A 16,996-nucleotide genomic window follows, 5' to 3' on the forward strand; every position below is an offset into this window, starting at 1 on the left:
CCCATCATGATCTATGCACAACCCGGAACCCCAGGCGCCGTCGTTACCTTCAAACCGCGTTATGGCAATTTCATCGGCGGTGAATTTGTCGCGCCGATCAATGGCGAGTACTTCACCAATACGTCCCCGGTCAACGGCGAGGTCATCGCACAGTTTCCGCGCTCCAGCGCCGCCGACATTGACAAGGCTCTGGATGCGGCCCATGCCGCAGCCGATGCTTGGGGCAAGACCTCGGCCCAGGACCGCTCCCTGGTGCTGCTGAAGATCGCTGATCGTATCGAGCAGAACCTGGAAATCCTTGCCGTCAGCGAGACCTGGGACAACGGCAAGGCCGTGCGCGAAACCCTCAATGCCGACGTGCCGCTGGCGGCGGACCACTTTCGTTACTTCGCCGGCTGCATTCGCGCCCAAGAGGGCGGCGCAGCCGAAATCAATGAGCTGACCACCGCCTATCATTTCCACGAGCCGCTGGGCGTGGTCGGGCAGATCATTCCGTGGAATTTTCCACTGTTGATGGCCGCCTGGAAACTCGCCCCGGCCCTGGCCGCTGGCAACTGCGTCGTGCTCAAGCCGGCGGAGCAGACGCCGCTGTCGATCATGATTTTCGTCGAACTGATTGCCGACCTGCTGCCGGCCGGTGTGTTGAACATCGTCCATGGTTTTGGACGCGAAGCCGGTGAGGCCCTGGCCACCAGCAAGCGCATCGCCAAGATCGCCTTCACCGGTTCTACCCCGATCGGCTCGCACATCATGAAATGCGCCGCCGAGAACATCATCCCGTCCACCGTGGAACTGGGCGGCAAGTCGCCAAACATCTTCTTCGAAGACATCATGCAGGCCGAGCCGGCTTTCATTGAGAAGGCTGCCGAAGGCCTGGTGCTGGCGTTCTTCAACCAGGGTGAAGTTTGCACGTGCCCATCGCGGGCGCTGGTGCAGGAGTCGATCTATGAACCGTTCATGGCCGAAGTCATGAAGAAGATCGCCAAAATCAAGCGCGGCGACCCGCTGGACACCGACACGATGGTGGGCGCCCAGGCCTCCGAGCAGCAATACGACAAGATCCTTTCGTACCTGGAGATTGCCCGGCAAGAAGGGGCAGAGCTGCTCACCGGCGGTGCGGCAGAGCGCCTTGAGGGCGACTTGGCGAGTGGTTATTACATCCAGCCGACCCTGCTCAAGGGCCACAACAAGATGCGCGTGTTCCAGGAGGAGATTTTTGGCCCGGTAGTTGGCATTACCACCTTCAAGGACGAAGCCGAAGCCCTGGCGATTGCCAATGACAGCGAGTTCGGCCTCGGTGCCGGCCTGTGGACCCGCGATATCAACCGTGCCTACCGCATGGGCCGGGCGATCAAGGCCGGGCGTGTGTGGACCAACTGCTACCACCTGTACCCGGCCCACGCCGCGTTCGGCGGCTACAAGAAGTCCGGCGTCGGCCGCGAGAACCACAAGATGATGCTCGACCACTACCAACAGACCAAGAACCTGCTGGTGAGCTACGACATCAATCCGTTGGGGTTCTTCTAACCAAGAAACACCCCCTGTGGGAGCGAGCCTGCTCGCGATAGCGGTAGATCATTCAACCGCTATGTTGAATGTTCCGACGTCATCGCGAGCAAGCCCGCTCCCACATTTGGATTTGTGTGATTGCCGCATTGCTACCAACGCACCCCGCCCACCGCTTCGAAAGTAGCATTCGAGCCCCGGGTGTCCTGTGCATTAATGACTTTGCCGGAATGGCCCGGTACAAGAAGAGGAAAGACCCATGTGGACTAAACCCGCGTACACCGACCTGCGTATAGGCTTTGAAGTGACGATGTACTTCGCCAACCGATGAGCGCTGGCCCGGCCTGAGAGGTTCAGGCCGGGCTACCCATTTGGTCTGATTGCAATCACGGTGGGATGCTTTAGGCTCAGGGTATTCCCGGAACAATAAGAACAGGCTTACCGATGAGCCAGAGTCTCAGTCCGCTGCGCAAGTTCGTTTCACCTGAAATCATGTTTGGCGCCGGCTGCCGGCACAATGTTGGCAATTACGCCAAGACGTTCGGCGCACGCAAGGTGCTGATCGTCACCGATCCCGGCGTGATCGCTGCCGGATGGGTCGCCGACATCGAGGCCAGCCTCCAGGCCCAGGCCATCGACTACTGCGTCTACAGTGCCGTTTCACCCAATCCCCGGGTCGAAGAAGTCATGCTCGGCGCCGAGCTGTACCGGGAAAACCACTGCGATGTGATCGTCGCGGTCGGTGGCGGCAGCCCGATGGATTGCGGTAAAGGCATCGGCATCGTCGTGGCCCATGGTCGCAATATCCTGGAATTCGAAGGCGTGGACACCTTGCAGGTGCCCAGTCCACCGCTGATCCTTATTCCCACCACCGCCGGCACCTCGGCGGACGTGTCGCAGTTCGTGATCATTTCCAACCAGCAAGAGCGCATGAAGTTTTCCATCGTCAGCAAGGCCGCGGTGCCGGACGTGTCGCTGATCGACCCGGAAACGACCCTGAGCATGGACCCGTTCCTGTCTGCCTGCACCGGCATCGATGCGCTGGTGCATGCCATCGAGGCGTTCGTTTCCACCGGCCACGGCCCACTCACCGACCCCCATGCGCTGGAGGCGATGCGCCTGATCAACGGCAACCTGGTGCAGATGATCGCCAACCCGGCGGATGTCGCCCTGCGGGAAAAGATCATGCTGGGCAGCATGCAGGCCGGCCTGGCGTTCTCCAACGCGATTCTCGGCGCGGTGCACGCGATGTCCCACAGCCTGGGCGGTTTCCTGGATTTGCCCCATGGCTTGTGCAACGCGGTGCTGGTGGAGCATGTGGTGGCGTTCAACTACAACTCGGCGCCCGACCGTTTCAAGGTGATTGCCCAGACGCTGGGCATTGATTGCCGTGGCCTCAATCACCGGCAGATCCGGACTCGACTGGTGGAGCACCTGATTGCCCTCAAACGCACCATCGGCTTTCACGAAACCCTGGGGCTGCACGGGGTGAGTACCTCGGATATTCCGTTCCTGTCGCAACATGCGATGCATGACCCGTGCATTCTCACCAACCCTCGGGAGTCGAGCCAGCGGGATGTCGAGGTCGTCTATGGCGAAGCCCTCTGACGAACAGCAAAAAGCCCTGGCCGGGCTGCTGGGACTGGGCAATCACTCCACGCGCAAGAGCCACTACCCGGAGCTGGCCGCGCGCCTCAATGAGCTGGAACAGGCCCGGCAGCACTTGCAACAGCTCAATGACCAGTTGGAGCAGCGGGTAGCCGAACGCACCGAAGCGCTGCTGGAGGCCAACCATAACCTGCAGCAACAGATGGCCCAACGCGAGTTGATCGAACAACAACTGCGCGACGCCCGGGACGCTGCGCAGGCGGCCAACCGCAGCAAGGACAAATACCTGGCTGCTGCCAGTCATGACCTGCTGCAACCGCTCAACGCCGCACGCCTGTTGATCGCCACATTGCGCGAACGCACGCTGCCCACCTCCGAACACGTGCTGGTGGAGCGTACCCATCAGGCGCTCGAAGGTGCGGAGGACTTGCTCACCGACCTGCTGGACATTTCCCGGCTGGACCAGGCCGCAGTCAAGCCGGACCTGGCGCCGTATCGGCTGGATGAGCTGCTGGCGCCGCTGGCTTCGGAATTCCAGTCGGTGGCTGGCGCTGCCGGGTTGGAGCTACGGGTACGCTTCGGCGACGAGGCGGTGATGACCGACCTGCGGCTGATGACCCGGATCCTGCGCAACCTGCTCAGCAATGCCTGTCGCTACACCGCCCAGGGCGGCATCCTGTTGGCCGCGCGGCGTCGGGGCGAGCGCTTGAGTCTGGAGGTCTGGGACACCGGGCGCGGCATTGCCGCCGACTGCATGGAGTCGATCTTCCTGGAGTTCAACCAGTTGGACGTAGGCCGGGCAGCGGACCGCAAGGGCGTCGGCCTGGGGCTGGCGATTGTCGAGCGTATCGCCCATGTCCTTGGTTATCGGGTCCAGGTGCACTCCCGACCGGGGCGCGGTTCGGTATTCAGTATCGAGGTGCCGCTGTCCACCGAAAGACCGCCTCCCATGCCCCGGATACCCGTACAGGCGGTCGCCGGAAACCCGTTGCCTGGGCGTCGGCTTTTGGTGATCGACAATGAACTGAGTATTTTGCAAAGCATGGCCGCGCTGCTGGGCCAGTGGGGTTGCGAGGTGTTGATTGCCACGGACGAGGCGGGTGCCTTTGACGTGCTGCAAGGCCGCGCGCCGGAACTGATCCTGGCGGATTTTCATCTGGATCATGGCGTGGTCGGGTGCGAAGTGGTCAAACACCTGCGCGAACATTTCCAGCAAGCGATACCGGCGGTGATCATCACCGCCGATCGCAGCGACCAGTGCCGCCGCGCCTTGCGCAAACTCAATGCGCCACTGCTCAACAAACCGGTCAAGCCCGGCAAGTTGCGGGCGGTGTTGAGTCAGTTGCTCGGGTAGCGAGTGGGGAGATGGCGTCAGACTTCACCGACGATCCTCTGTGGGAGCGAGCCTGCTCGCGATAGCGCTGGGTCAGCTTACATCACTGTCTAATGCGCCACCGCCATCGCGAGCAAGCCCGCTCCCACATTTTTCAGCCAGTGCGCTATCAAAACGCCTTCATTTGGTCGGTGTTTATGCCTTGAATGAAAAAAGGGGCTTCGGTCTGTTTAGTTCATTCTGTAAACTCCCCCCGCTGCGACAATCGGGCACGGCCACGTCAGGCCCGATTACAAGCGTTTTGCAGTGTCCCTCACCCAGCTGAAGCCAAGACCTACAAGAAGTCAGCGCCGGAGAGACATAAACAAGAGGCCGATGTTTCTCGGCCCCTGTAGGTCCTTCCTCCAGTCCCGTCTCGACCCCCCTTGATGCCGTATGCAGGCCATGGCGTGGTCTATCATTGCTGGACTGGTGGGCGGAATGGCGTTCTACCCTAGGGATACACACATGTTGAAGAAAACACACACGGCGCTGCTGGGCCTGGCGATGGCGATGGGTCTTGCGACCACGCACGCCGCCGAGGCAAAAAAAGTGGATGTCTTGCTCATTGGCGGCGGCATCATGAGCTCGACACTCGGCATCTGGCTCAATGAGCTGGAACCGGATTGGACCATGGAAATGGTCGAGCGCCTGGACGGTGTTGCTCAAGAGAGCTCCAACGGCTGGAACAATGCCGGTACCGGCCATTCCGCGCTGGCCGAGCTGAACTACACGCCCGAAGACAAGAATGGCAAGGTGGAAATCGCCAAGGCCATCGAGATCAACGAGGCGTTCCAGGTGTCCCGTCAGTTCTGGGCCTGGCAGGTCAAGAACGGTGTGCTGAAAGATCCGCGCTCGTTCATCAACTCCACGCCGCACATGAGTTTTGTCTGGGGTGAGGACAACATTGCGTTCCTGAAGAAGCGCCATGAAGCCCTTCAGGCCAGCCCGTTGTTCGCCGGCATGCAGTACTCCGAAGATCGCGAGCAGATCAACAAGTGGGTACCGCTGATGATGCAAGGGCGTGACCCGAGCCAGAAAGTCGCGGCCACCTGGAGTCCCTTGGGCACCGACGTGAATTTCGGCGAAATCACGCGTCAGTTCGCGGCTCACCTGCAAACCAAGCCGAACTTCTCCCTCAAGCTGTCCAGCGAAGTGCAGGACATTACCCGCAACGAAGACGGCAGCTGGCGCGTGTCGTACAAGAACCTGAAGGACGGTAGCGAAACCGAGACCGACGCCAAGTTCGTGTTCATCGGCGCTGGCGGCGGTGCCTTGCACCTGCTGCAGGAAGCCGACATCCCGGAAGCCCGTGAATACGCCGGCTTCCCGGTAGGCGGCTCGTTCCTGGTGACCGAGAACCCGACCATCGCCCAGATGCACCTGGCCAAGGCCTACGGCAAGGCTTCGGTTGGCGCACCGCCGATGTCGGTTCCGCACCTGGACACCCGCGTGCTCGACGGCAAGCGCGTCATTCTGTTTGGCCCATTCGCCACCTTCTCCACCAAGTTCCTGAAGAACGGTTCGTACTTTGACCTGTTGACCAGCACCACGACCCACAACGTGTGGCCGATGACCAAGGTCGGTATCGAACAGTACCCGCTGGTGGAATACCTGGCCGGCCAGTTGATGCAGTCGGACGAAGATCGCTTCAACGCCCTGAAGGAATACTTCCCGGACGCCAAACAGCAAGACTGGCGCTTGTGGCAGGCCGGCCAGCGCGTGCAGATCATCAAGCGTGACGAAGAGAAGGGCGGCGTCCTGAAACTGGGCACCGAAGTGGTCGCGTCCCAGGACGGCAGCATTGCCGCTCTGCTGGGTGCTTCGCCAGGTGCCTCGACCGCTGCGCCGATCATGCTGACCGTGCTTGAGAAGGTCTTCAAGGACAAGGTCGCTTCCCCGGCCTGGCAGGAAAAGCTGCATCAGATCGTGCCAAGCTACGGCACCAAGCTCAACGAAAGCCCTGAGCGTGTGGCTCAGGAGTGGGCTTACACCAGCGAAGTCCTGCAGTTGGACACGCCGCCGACGATCGGCCAGCAGGGCACCGCTCCTGCACCGACTGCGCCGGCCGCAGCCCCGCAAAGCAACCCGGCGGCCGACATGGCGCTGTAAACCGGACGCTGTCTGGTGAATAAAAAACGCCGCTCACCGAGCGGCGTTTTTTTTCGTCTATGATTTTTCGATCCCCGAAGAGGATCAAACCATGACTCGCCTGACCGCCAAGGACTTTCCCGCCGAACTGCTCGAACTCTATGACTTTTACGCCCACGGCCAGATATCCCGACGGATGTTCCTGGAACGGGCCAGCCAGTTCGCGGTGGGCGGGCTGACGGCCGGTGCGTTGCTGGCCTCGTTGAGCCCCAACTATGCCCAGGCCATGCAGGTGAACTTCACCGACCCGGACATCGTGGCGCAGTACATCACTTATCCCTCGCCCAACGGTCACGGTCAGGTGCGTGGCTATCTGGTCCGGCCGGCCAACGCCAGCGGCCCGCTGCCCGGTGTGGTGGTTGCCCACGAGAACCGCGGCTTGAACCCCTACATCGAAGACGTCGCCCGGCGCGTGGCCAAGGCCGGTTTCGTGGCACTGGCGCCGGATGGCCTGACCTCGGTGGGCGGGTATCCGGGTAACGATGACAAGGGGCGCGAGCTGCAGGCGCAGGTTGATCCCGAGAAGCTGATGAACGACTTTTTCGCGGCCGTTGAGTTTCTGATGAAACATGAGGCCATCGGCGGCAAAAAAGTCGGCATCACCGGTTTCTGCTACGGCGGCGGGGTGGCCAATGCCGCCGCCGTGGCCTATCCCGAGCTCGGCGCGGCGGTGCCATTTTATGGACGTGGACCCAAGCCTGAGGACGTGCCGCGAATCAAGGCACCGCTGCTGATCCACTACGCCGAACTCGATACCCGCATCAATGAAGGCTGGCCGGCTTACGAAGCAGCGCTCAAGGCCGGGAAGAAGACTTACCGGGCCTATATCTATCCGGGCGTCAACCATGGCTTCCACAACGACTCGACCCCGCGCTATGACGAAGCGGCTGCCGAGCTGGCGTGGGGGCGCACCCTTGAGTGGTTCAAACAGTACCTGGTGTGAGCACCACGTCGCGCTCAGCACGACTATCAACCCTTAAGCGTTGCGTTCGCGCAGCTCCTGAAGACGATCGGAGCCACCTTCAGCCACGCGGTTCTGAAGCAGGCGATCGGAGCCTCCCTCGGCCACGCGGTTCTGAAGCAGACGATCGGAGCCTCCCTCGGCCACGCGGTTCTGAAGCAGACGATCGGAGCCCCCTTCGGCCACGCGGTTCTGGCTCAGGCGATCGGAGCCGCCTTCAGCCAGCAGTTGTGCAGCCTGACCATGCGCCGCTGCACTCATGGCCGTGGCCGAAGCGATGTTCGACAGGCCGAGCCCGCCCACCAGTGCCAGGGCGATTGCCAGAGACGAAACTTTCGAGAGATTGAACATGGTGATTCTCCTTGCGCTTGATTGAGTGAGCCAGTGGCAGCGGGTGTGCTGCTGTCCGGTGATCACAGTTAAACGCGCAGGTGTATCGACGTTGTGTGTCCGCAAGGCTCGAAGTCAACGGTTTCGTATCAATGCGCAGTTCATATACACAGCGATACAAATCTCTGAGGCCAGGCCTGGGGCGAAGGCCTTGAAGCATGATCACGGCTTGGTCAGGGATTGCTCCAACTGCTCCACCCACTCAGGCGTCAGGTAATGGGGGCCGTCGAACAGGTACAGCGGATAGCCGGCATAGGCGGCCAGTTGTGGTGTAAGTTCGGCAACCGTGGCTGAGCGAAAGCCGCCGCCGAACTTGGGGCGGAAGGCTTCGACGATGATCCGCACCCGGTCCTTGCCAAGCCGGTCACGCAGGGTGTCGGCGTAGTCGCGGGCCACCGGGGCGGTGCGGGCGTAGACGCCGACGCCGTCCTGGAAGAACACGCCAATGTCATCCGGCAACCATTGCTTGAGCCAGTCGGCAGTGGCGGCGGGGCCGATGTTGGCGCCGTCGTAGACACTGATCCACAACGGCCGCGGCAGCTTGGCCAGCAGGGCGGGCAGTTCCTTGGCGCGAGACCAGCTGGGATCGACCTCGGCCGGAAAATACCACCCGGTCACGTGCAGCGGCGTCGGCAACCGGGCAATGCGCGCCGACACCGCGGCCAGTTGCTCAATATTGTCCCTGGAGCGGTTTTCACTGAAATGACCGGCCAGCCCGAGGATGACATCCTGGGCCCAGGGCGCCTTGGCGATGCGCGCCCAGTCAGGCAACAGCGGCACGCTGGGCAGGCCGGTGCCGGGCACGAAGGCCTGGTCATCCACCACCGTCCATTGCACCAGCAGCTCGCGCACCCCCAGCTTTTCCCAGTTGCCTTTGATTCCCACGGTCTGGTTGTCTGGCTGCCAGACGATGCCAACGATGTTCGGTGCAACCTCTTGGTTCATCATGTAATACGTCCCTGTGCCTGCGCCGAGGGCCGTTGCCAGCGAGAGTGCCGCCACGGCCCTGCGACTGATGAAATGGCCGAAGATTTTCAAGCGAGCGCCTTCCAGGAGTTGCACATCAGATCAAAGGCCTCAATAGGAGTAGGTCAGGCGAGCGAATACGCCTTTGGCGCGCTCCTCGCCGAACACCCTGGCACGGTATTGCAGGGAAAAATCCACATAGGAACGGGGCGCGTTGTAGGCATCTTCCCGGAACCAGTAGCGTACGTTGTTGCCCACCCCGATCCCACCGGCGTTGCCCGACGAGAAGTCACCGTCGGCGCCGCTTTTCATCTTGGAATCGTAGTCGAACGCCGCCACGACATGGGGGAAGGTCACCCAGCGTGAACCGGTGCCGCCGATGGCATAGCTGCGTCCCACTTGCCATTCGCTGTTGAAATAATTGCGTGAGTCGTTGAGGTAACGACCGACTTCGGCGTACAGCTGCGAAGTCCACCAACTGGGCGCATCAACCCGCAGGTCGGTGCCGATGCTCGAGCCGTAGCCCAGGCGCGCCAGCCAGTCGCCCTCGACGTTCGAGGAGCCCAGGGGAAAGGTGCGTTCAAGGGCGGCCATGATGTTCACGGAGCTGAAGGGTTTGATCCGGACACCGAGTGCGCCTTGCAGGGCGTCTGCACTGGTGTCCGAGTCGCTGTTTTTGCTCCACAGGGTGTCGGTAACGCGCCCGTAGAGTTCGACAAACCGCGCGTTGCGATAGCCCAATGGGCGCCAGGACAGCTCAGTGCTGTTTTGCAGCAAATCATTGCTTTGGCTGCCGCTGCTCCCAGTGCTCGGCGCGGCGCTCAGGCCACTGGAACTGTTGCCGCGATAACTGGTGGTGCTGGTCAGGCCCATCCTGCGCGAAACGTCACCCACGGTGCGACGGGTATCGAACAGTTGTTGTGCGGACATAGGCGTTTCTGCCGTTTTTTGCCCATCAATCACGCGCTTGAAATACGCCACGGCTTCGTCGTCTTCATGGACACGCATGGCGTTGTAGGCGGCGTCCTGGGCTGCTGCCGGCTTCAGGGGGGCAACGGCGTCAGCCTTGCGGAACGCGGCGTGGGCCGCCTCATCGTCACCGGCCCGGACTGAATCATAGGCCAGTTGCAAATCACTGACCGGTGCCCGTCCTTCGGTATTATCCGGCCGGGTGGCGCACGTCAGGCCGAAGGTACTTTCCTGGCACTCGAGAACCGGTGCGTCGCGACCCTCGGCCGTCAGAAGTGCACTGTTGAGCAATTGCTGGTTGGCGGCGATTTCCGGAGCCCAAGCCACGGCTTGGCGAGCCTTGTCCACGGCCAGCACCGCATCGCCCTGCTGCAAGGCATGGTAGCCCTGGACTGCCAACGGCGCCGCCAGTTGGCGGCGAATGTCTTTGCGCCGCATCAGGAGCGCGTCGTCGTTGGCGAAGACCCCGAGCGCATCGCCCACAGCCTGGTCGGCTTCGACCAGAAGATGCTGGCGCTGCAAGGCGTCGATCAGCAACAGCCGGTATTCCCGGCGCCGGGGTGCCTGGGCGATGGCCTTGCGAGCCGATTGCGCGGCCAAAACGAACTGTTCTTGCTCGTAAGCCTTGTAGGCCTGGGAGGCGGCCACGAAACCCGGTGCCGCCGGGGCGGCGCGCGATGACCCCGCGACGCGAGGCTGGTCGCGCAGTTTCTTGTCTCGTTCGGCCATGGCGATCAGGGTGTGCAGACGCGTCACGTCGGCACGCAGGCGCAGGGCCTCGCGCGCCTTGGCGATGGCCAGGTCGTAGTCCTTGCGCTCGTAGGCGCTGTAGGCTTGGTTGGCGGCGGTGTAGGCCGGGCCGGACAACGGCAGCGGCAAGGTTTCGGCAGCCGTCAGGGCCGGTATCAGGCCCAGTCCCGTGGCCAATAGGGTCAAAAGGGCGCGGTTCATGCCGGAAGCTCCATGGGGTAGACGCTGTGCTGACGCGCCACCACCTGTTCGATAGTGGCCCGGGGCAGCACACCGCTGTCGACCAGGTAATCGCCGATCCGACCGTGGTGCTGCGGTCGATACTGCAACATGGCGCGGCTGAATTGATCGCGATCGAGCAGACCCATTTCGATCAGCAAGTCACCCAGCAGCGGTGCGCTGGCATTGGGTACGGCGTGGCCGTTGCGTTCCGGCAACTGGCGCAACAGCGCGAGAATTTCACTTTCCCGGGCGATCAACTGCACCGGCTCGCTGCCCAGCTCAATGCTGATCTGTTGCAGGCCTTCGTCGGACAGGGGGTTGGCCACGGCGATCTGTTCGCAGCCGTCAGCGTTGCGGCCCAGAGGTATTACCCGCCAGCGCAGCGCAAATTCGCCAGTCAGTGACGACGTTGAGGCGGCGGCTTTTTGCGCCACATCAAAGACCCGGGGCAGGTCATTCTGGAACGCAATGGCTTCGGCCAGGGTTTCGTCGTCCAGCCAGCCGTTATTGAGCAAAATGCGCCCCAGCGGCATGTTGCGCGATTGTTGTTGGTCCAGGGCGCTTTGCAAGTGGGTGTCGGTAATCGCCTGCCAGGACAGCAACACACTGCCCAGACGGCGTGGTGCGATGGCCACCAGGTCGGTGGAAGGGAAGTCGTGCATGGTCTTGTCCCAGACCAGTTTACGATTCATCACCTTGCCCACCAGGAACATCCGCCAGGCCCGGGACGCAGCCATGAAGTTGACGAAGTTGCCCACCAGCATGCGCGGGATCGACAGCAAGCCATGCTGCCAGCCGTACAGCACGGTGGTGAAGTAACAGCGGTGCAGGATCCGCCAGAGCAGGGCAATGCCGTTGGCCACCAGCAGGTATTTGATCAGGTCGTTGGTTTCAAAGGGCGTCGGGAAGGTGATGTCCCACCAGCCGCTGTTGCGCAGAATGATCAGGCCCAGCAGTTGCACCAGAATCACGTAGGCGATGATGCTGACGAACGCCGTCACCACGCCCTTGCGGTCGCGAAATAGCAGGTAGCGGTTGGCCAACGAGCCGTTCCAGCCCATTTGTTCCCAGCCTTGCAGGCCGATGCCCAGGGTCCAGCGGGCTTTTTGCCGGAACGCCGTGCGGAAGGTATCCGGGAAGAACTCGCGCACGCACAGTGGCATCGTCAGGGTCGATTCGTAGGGCTTGCGGAACCAGGATTTGCGCAGCACCCGAAACTGCACCGGGAAACGCACGAAGATCGCATTCATGCCGACCTTGGCCAGCCGCGCGCCGACGTCGTAGTCCTCGGTGAGGCTGTCGGTGTTGAATGGCTGGTTTTCGGTGGTGCCGGCCAGCACCCGCAGCGCGCGATGGGAGAAACAGGTGCCGACGCCAGCCGAGGGCACGGTGTCGGTCATGCTTTCACGCACCACCAGGTCCTTGCCGTGCCATTCGGCGAACTCGTCCATGTAGACCCCAGCCACCCATTCGTACCAGTTGCGCTCCAGCGACACCACCGGCAACTGGATCATGTCCTTGCGTGGTAGCAGGTAGTTGAACAGCCGCAATTCCAATGGGTGCAGCACATCTTCGCTGTCGTGCAAAACGACACCGGCGAAGGTCATGCCATGGGTTTTCTCGTGCAGGAAGATCGCCTGGATCACCCAGTTCAGGCAGTCGGCCTTGCAGGTCGGTCCGGCATGGGGCACTTCCACGCGGTGCAGTTGCTTGTAGCGCCGGCGCATCCGCTCGACTTCGTCGATGGTGCGCTGGTCGTTGACATAGGTGCCGACGAAGACCACGTAGTTCTGGTAATCGAGCGTCGAGACCATGTTCTCGATCATCGGTGCGATGACGTCGTATTCCAGCCAGGCCGGCACCATGATCGCCAGGGGCTGTTCGTCCCGGGCCAGCAGTTGGTCGACGGTCAGCGACCGGTATTTTCGGTCCGCGGTGAGCTTGCGGTACAGGCGGCGAGACCAGTACCACAGGTCAATGATCAGGTCGTCCAGGCTGGAGATCAGGATCACCACCGCGACGACGATGGTCGCCGCTTCCAGGTAGTTGTAGTAGTGGGCCAGCCAATAGGGCCAATAAAGCGACGTCATCGAAGGTTACCGTTACTGGCGATTGCGACGGGCGCTACGGCCAGCCAGCAACAGGAGGAGGAACAACACAAGGGCGCCAGGGATCAGCCAGAGCAGCGAAGGTTTACGCCAGGCATCCAGCCCTTTGGGTTCTTCACGGCCGATCAACCGACTGCCGCTGGGGTCTTTGCTGTCGATGATCGTCACCGCGCCGTTGTCGCCGAGAATCGCCACATCGCCACGGGTCAGCACAATCGGCTGGGCGAAGTCGGGCGCTTGACTGCCCAGGGTCCGATACACCAGGCCATGCTGTCCCGAGGCTTGCACCACTTGTAGCGAAGCCAGTTGGTTGAGGGGCTGCACATCCAGCAGTAACTGATCTTCATGGTTGATGCGCAGGCGCCCCTGTTCATCGACCAGGACCGATTCCTTGCTGTCCTCAAGCGGTAATTCGAAGGCCAGGAAGGCGTTGTCCGGGCTGACCACGGCTGTGGGATCGGCGCTGACGTTCAACTGCGCGCGCAACGGTGAAACACCGGCGGCATCGGCCACCGAGATCACCCGGGCCAGACTGGCGGTCGGTTGGTCGAGGTAGGCCTGGGGAACGAGGATCTGGGTAGCCACGGCGAAGCGCGCGGCCATGCCGGAGAAACCGTCGTCCAGGGCAATTTTTTCCAGCACGATATGGCTGCTCGGCAGCACCGCTACCGGGAAGGCCTGGGGTGTTTCCAGGCAGCGATCGCTGACAGGCTGGCGCTGGAACGAGACGCGCAATACGTTTTTTGAGCCCAGGGCATAGCTGGGGATATGGGCCGTTATACGTTGTGATTGACCATCGGTGGTCAACTGCTGGGCACCGATCAGGAAATCGTTGAAAAACAGCGAGGCCACGGGCGGCGTGTGTGAAGCCCCCGGTGCCGCGGATAGATCCACCACGGCTGTCACCGGCAAGCGACCGTCATACGCCACGCTGCCCAAGGGGAAAGAAGTGCTCCAGTCGAATCGGGAGGCCACGTCATAGGTGCCGGGGGCGCCGCCCAGTCGCGACAGGGCCACACGGCCGTCGTTGCTCAAAGGTGTTTGCGCTTCGCTGACGGTCAACTGCCGGCTGCGCGCCAGTTTGTTCCACTGGGAACCGAGCAACGACAGGGCTTTGCCGGTGGCGTGCGGGGCGATCATCAGGACCGGGCGCGTGCCCAGCAGCGCCAGGCGCACATCGTCAGGACCGGTGCCTGCCGTGGCTGCGTTGACGCGTTGTTCGCGCCATTGGGTCAAGGCACTGGCCGCGGTTGGGTCGACGCTCTGGATCTGACTCTGCAAAGCATCCAGGGACTGATTGATGGCCTGGAGCAGTTGCGGGTCGTTGATGGCCAGGTCGGCCTGTACGTTCGGGGTTTGCCCCAGCATCAGCAGTGCGCCGATCTCAGCCGGGTTGGCCAGGCGATGCTGGCCCTTCGCGTTGAGGCTGGCGAAGGCGGGGAGGCTCAACAGTTCGGTCGGGATGCGCAAAGCGCTCAAGTCCACACTGTCTTGTACGGCCGGGAACGGCACGATGCGGCTGTGCTTGCCCATCCGCTCCAGGGCCACGCCCAATCGCCAGGCCGCGTCGTAGCTGTCGGCGGACAACGAGCCCGGTGCGACCAGGATCCCCGGTTCAGCAGGCAACGCCGTCCAGGCAGCGCCGACATCCTGCAGTTGGCGGGCGTCGAAGCTGTAGTTCAAGCGCGTGTCGGGCTGGATGCGCAGCACGTTGCCGATAACCCGGTCGTCTTCGCACAACGGTCGGGAGACCACCGAGGACCAGGCAATGCCCAGTCGCACCAGTCCGTTGTCGCGCGGGGCCTTGTCGACGCCCAGTGTGGCGCTGGCACTGCCTTGAGGCTCGCTGAGTCCTTCGGCGCGCACCGGATAGCCATCAAGCGACAGCAGCAGGGTGTTGCGGCCTCCTTCGCCATTGAGATAGCTGGCGTCCAGTTGCAGCGACGCCTCATTGAGGGCGACGCCGGCCGGCACCGGCAAATACAGTTCCCGTCGGGAATCGCTGGCGCCCAGTAGGATCGGCGCATTGATGCCCAAGTCGCTCAAACGGACCTCGCGCTCCTGGCGGGTATCGGTGTTGAGCCGATGGATAGCCTGGGTGAGCGGACTATCGGCAGCCAAGGCGAAGGTTGGCATGAGCGCGAGCAGGCTCAGGCCATAGGCAAGGGCGCTGAGCGCCCCCGTAGAGAGGGCAACGGAAGGTTTCATTCAGGTAAATCTCGATCTGATAAGGGGGAGCAGCGATTAGGAGGCGAGCAACTGGCGTGGCGCGTACAGCGGTGGGTGAGCCCAGCCTTGAGGTAATGGCGACGGGGCCACGAAAAAATCGTCCACCGGGCGCCCCATCAGGGTATCGACGATGCGCTGACTGGCCTTGCCATCACCATAGGGGTTGGTCGCCTGTGACGCGCGGCGCCACAAGGCCTTGTCGTCAAACAGCGCGTCCACACCGGCAATGATTGAGGCCGGAGAGGTGCCGACCAGACGCACCGTACCTGCGGCGACGGCTTCGGGGCGTTCGGTGACGTCGCGCATCACCAGCACCGGTTTGCCCAGGGACGGTGCTTCTTCCTGCACACCACCGGAGTCGGTGAGGATGACGTGGGCGTGTTGCATCAAGCGTACGAACGCCAGGTAATCCAGGGGCTTGATCAGGTGCACGTTGAGCAGGTCACCCAGTTGTGCAGTCACCGGGCCCAGTACGCTGGGATTGAGATGCACGGGGTAGACGATCTGGATGTCGGGACGCTGGGCGAGGTGACGCAGGGCCTTGCAGATATCCAGGAAGCCATCGCCAAAGTTTTCCCGGCGGTGGCCGGTGACCAGCAATAACTTGCGTCCGGTTTGCAGGAAGGGGAACTGTTGGTCCAGTGCTTGACGCAGTTGGGCATTCTCCTCAATGCGCCGGGCGGTCATCTGCAACGCATCGATGACGGTATTGCCGGTCACGAGGCAGCGGCCTTGCAGACGTTCGTCCAACAGGTTATCGCGAGATTGAGCGGTGGGGGCAAACAGCAGGTCGGCGCTGAGGTCGATGCAACGGCGGTTCATTTCTTCCGGCCATGGGCTGTAGATGTCACCGGTGCGCAGCCCGGCTTCCACATGGCCCACGGGAATGCGTCGATGGAAGGACGCCATGGAAGCCACCATGGCCGAGGTGGTGTCGCCATGGACCAGCACCCGATCGGGCCGGGTCTGTTCCAGTACCGGGTCGATCGCGCCGTACAGCGCAGCGGTCAGCGAGTTGAGCGTCTGGTGCGGCGTCATCACGTTGAGCGTGAAATCGGCCTTGAGATCGAACAGGTCCAACACCTGCTCAAGCATGCTTTGATGCTGGCCGGTGACACAGATCAGCGACTCTATGCCCGGTTCGGCGGTGAGGGCCTTGACCAAAGGTGCCATCTTGATGGCTTCCGGACGGGTACCGAAGATCGACAGAATCCTGATCCGTGACTGATGAGTAGCGATGACGCCCTTCCTCGCGCAGTTTGCTGCGCCGCACAACTGTTCGCCCAAGCGCGATCATGCGTTTGAGTAAACAAGCGAGTTGAATTAAGTGGGATCCAATAACAGGCAGGCGCGTAACGCACGCGAAAAGTTGCGTAATGGCCTATTGCAGCTTGGAGCGGCGAAGTAATAACACCAAAGAACACGAGCGCAAAGTTTTATTTGAAAGGTATTTGGTTGTTTTGACTGGGAAGGATTGAGGGGGGGTTGAAAAGTTGTGCCCTTGTTCTGCAATCAAAAGTATCTAACATTTTGAATATTAAGAGTTTTTTGTAATTTTTTGAATGCTGGCAAGGGCGGCTTGATCACGCCAAGTCCATCGAGGTCTTATTTTTGGCGCCGCTTTATATAAAGGTGATTAGATGTTTGTCATTGAAATGACGCCTGTTTGTTGTCGAGGTTGGACATGTTAGCGAGGTGGCTGATCGGCGCTAAAGTGCGGAAGTTAAATAAGGTTCAATTTTATTATTGGTTTTTCGGATCAGT

General features: G+C 61.6%; 12 protein-coding genes. 6 read left to right on the forward strand and 6 right to left on the reverse strand.

From position 1 onward, the window contains the following. Positions 1-6: 6 nt before the first annotated feature. From exaC to yghX, 6 genes are all read left to right on the forward strand, one after another. A complete protein-coding gene (gene exaC / locus AAIS01_RS04690; RefSeq protein WP_343468004.1) occupies positions 7-1,527 on the forward strand; it encodes an acetaldehyde dehydrogenase ExaC in 1,521 nt (506 codons plus the stop codon). 238 nt (positions 1,528-1,765) lie between these two features. Continuing rightward, entirely contained in the window at positions 1,766-1,837 is a 72-nt protein-coding gene (gene pqqA, locus AAIS01_RS04695) for a pyrroloquinoline quinone precursor peptide PqqA (RefSeq protein ID WP_003243383.1), read from the forward strand. Between the two features lie 113 nt (positions 1,838-1,950). Next, positions 1,951-3,114 (forward strand): alcohol dehydrogenase-like regulatory protein ErcA, encoded by a 1,164-nt coding sequence (gene ercA / locus AAIS01_RS04700; protein WP_343468005.1) that lies wholly within the window; start codon positions 1,951-1,953, stop codon positions 3,112-3,114. Next, positions 3,098-4,468, forward strand: coding sequence for an ATP-binding response regulator (locus AAIS01_RS04705; protein WP_343468006.1), 1,371 nt, complete (start codon positions 3,098-3,100; stop codon positions 4,466-4,468). Before ercA ends, AAIS01_RS04705 begins: the two co-directional genes overlap by 17 nt. Before the next feature lie 486 nt (positions 4,469-4,954). Then, positions 4,955-6,598: a malate dehydrogenase (quinone) gene (gene mqo, locus AAIS01_RS04710; RefSeq protein ID WP_343468007.1), complete on the forward strand. Its 1,644-nt coding sequence runs from the start codon at positions 4,955-4,957 to the stop codon at positions 6,596-6,598. A gap of 91 nt (positions 6,599-6,689) precedes the next feature. After that, positions 6,690-7,580, forward strand: coding sequence for a YghX family hydrolase (gene yghX / locus AAIS01_RS04715; RefSeq protein ID WP_343468008.1), 891 nt, complete (start codon positions 6,690-6,692; stop codon positions 7,578-7,580). A gap of 33 nt (positions 7,581-7,613) precedes the next feature. Here yghX and AAIS01_RS04720 read toward each other — a convergent pair whose 3' ends face one another. From AAIS01_RS04720 to wecB, 6 genes are all read right to left on the reverse strand, one after another. After that, a complete protein-coding gene (locus tag AAIS01_RS04720; RefSeq protein WP_343468009.1) occupies positions 7,614-7,949 on the reverse strand; it encodes a hypothetical protein in 336 nt (111 codons plus the stop codon). A 201-nt stretch (positions 7,950-8,150) separates the two neighbouring features. Continuing rightward, positions 8,151-9,026 (reverse strand): alpha-amylase family protein, encoded by an 876-nt coding sequence (locus tag AAIS01_RS04725; protein ID WP_431191901.1) that lies wholly within the window; start codon positions 9,024-9,026, stop codon positions 8,151-8,153. A 39-nt stretch (positions 9,027-9,065) separates the two neighbouring features. Continuing rightward, complete coding sequence (locus tag AAIS01_RS04730; protein WP_343468011.1) at positions 9,066-10,874, reverse strand: NfrA family protein; 1,809 nt, start codon at positions 10,872-10,874, stop codon at positions 9,066-9,068. Then, complete coding sequence (locus AAIS01_RS04735; protein WP_343468012.1) at positions 10,871-12,985, reverse strand: glycosyl transferase family protein; 2,115 nt, start codon at positions 12,983-12,985, stop codon at positions 10,871-10,873. Before AAIS01_RS04735 ends, AAIS01_RS04730 begins: the two co-directional genes overlap by 4 nt. 12 nt (positions 12,986-12,997) lie before the next feature. Further along, the gene (locus tag AAIS01_RS04740; RefSeq protein WP_343468013.1) at positions 12,998-15,211 is read right to left on the reverse strand and encodes a hypothetical protein; all 2,214 of its coding nucleotides are present in this window, start codon (positions 15,209-15,211) and stop codon (positions 12,998-13,000) included. A 36-nt stretch (positions 15,212-15,247) separates the two neighbouring features. Then, complete coding sequence (gene wecB / locus AAIS01_RS04745) at positions 15,248-16,450, reverse strand: non-hydrolyzing UDP-N-acetylglucosamine 2-epimerase (protein WP_431191902.1); 1,203 nt, start codon at positions 16,448-16,450, stop codon at positions 15,248-15,250. Positions 16,451-16,996 lie beyond the last annotated feature (546 nt).

The organism is Pseudomonas halotolerans, assembly GCF_039581215.1.
Classification (GTDB): Bacteria; Pseudomonadota; Gammaproteobacteria; order Pseudomonadales; family Pseudomonadaceae; genus Aquipseudomonas; species Aquipseudomonas tehranensis.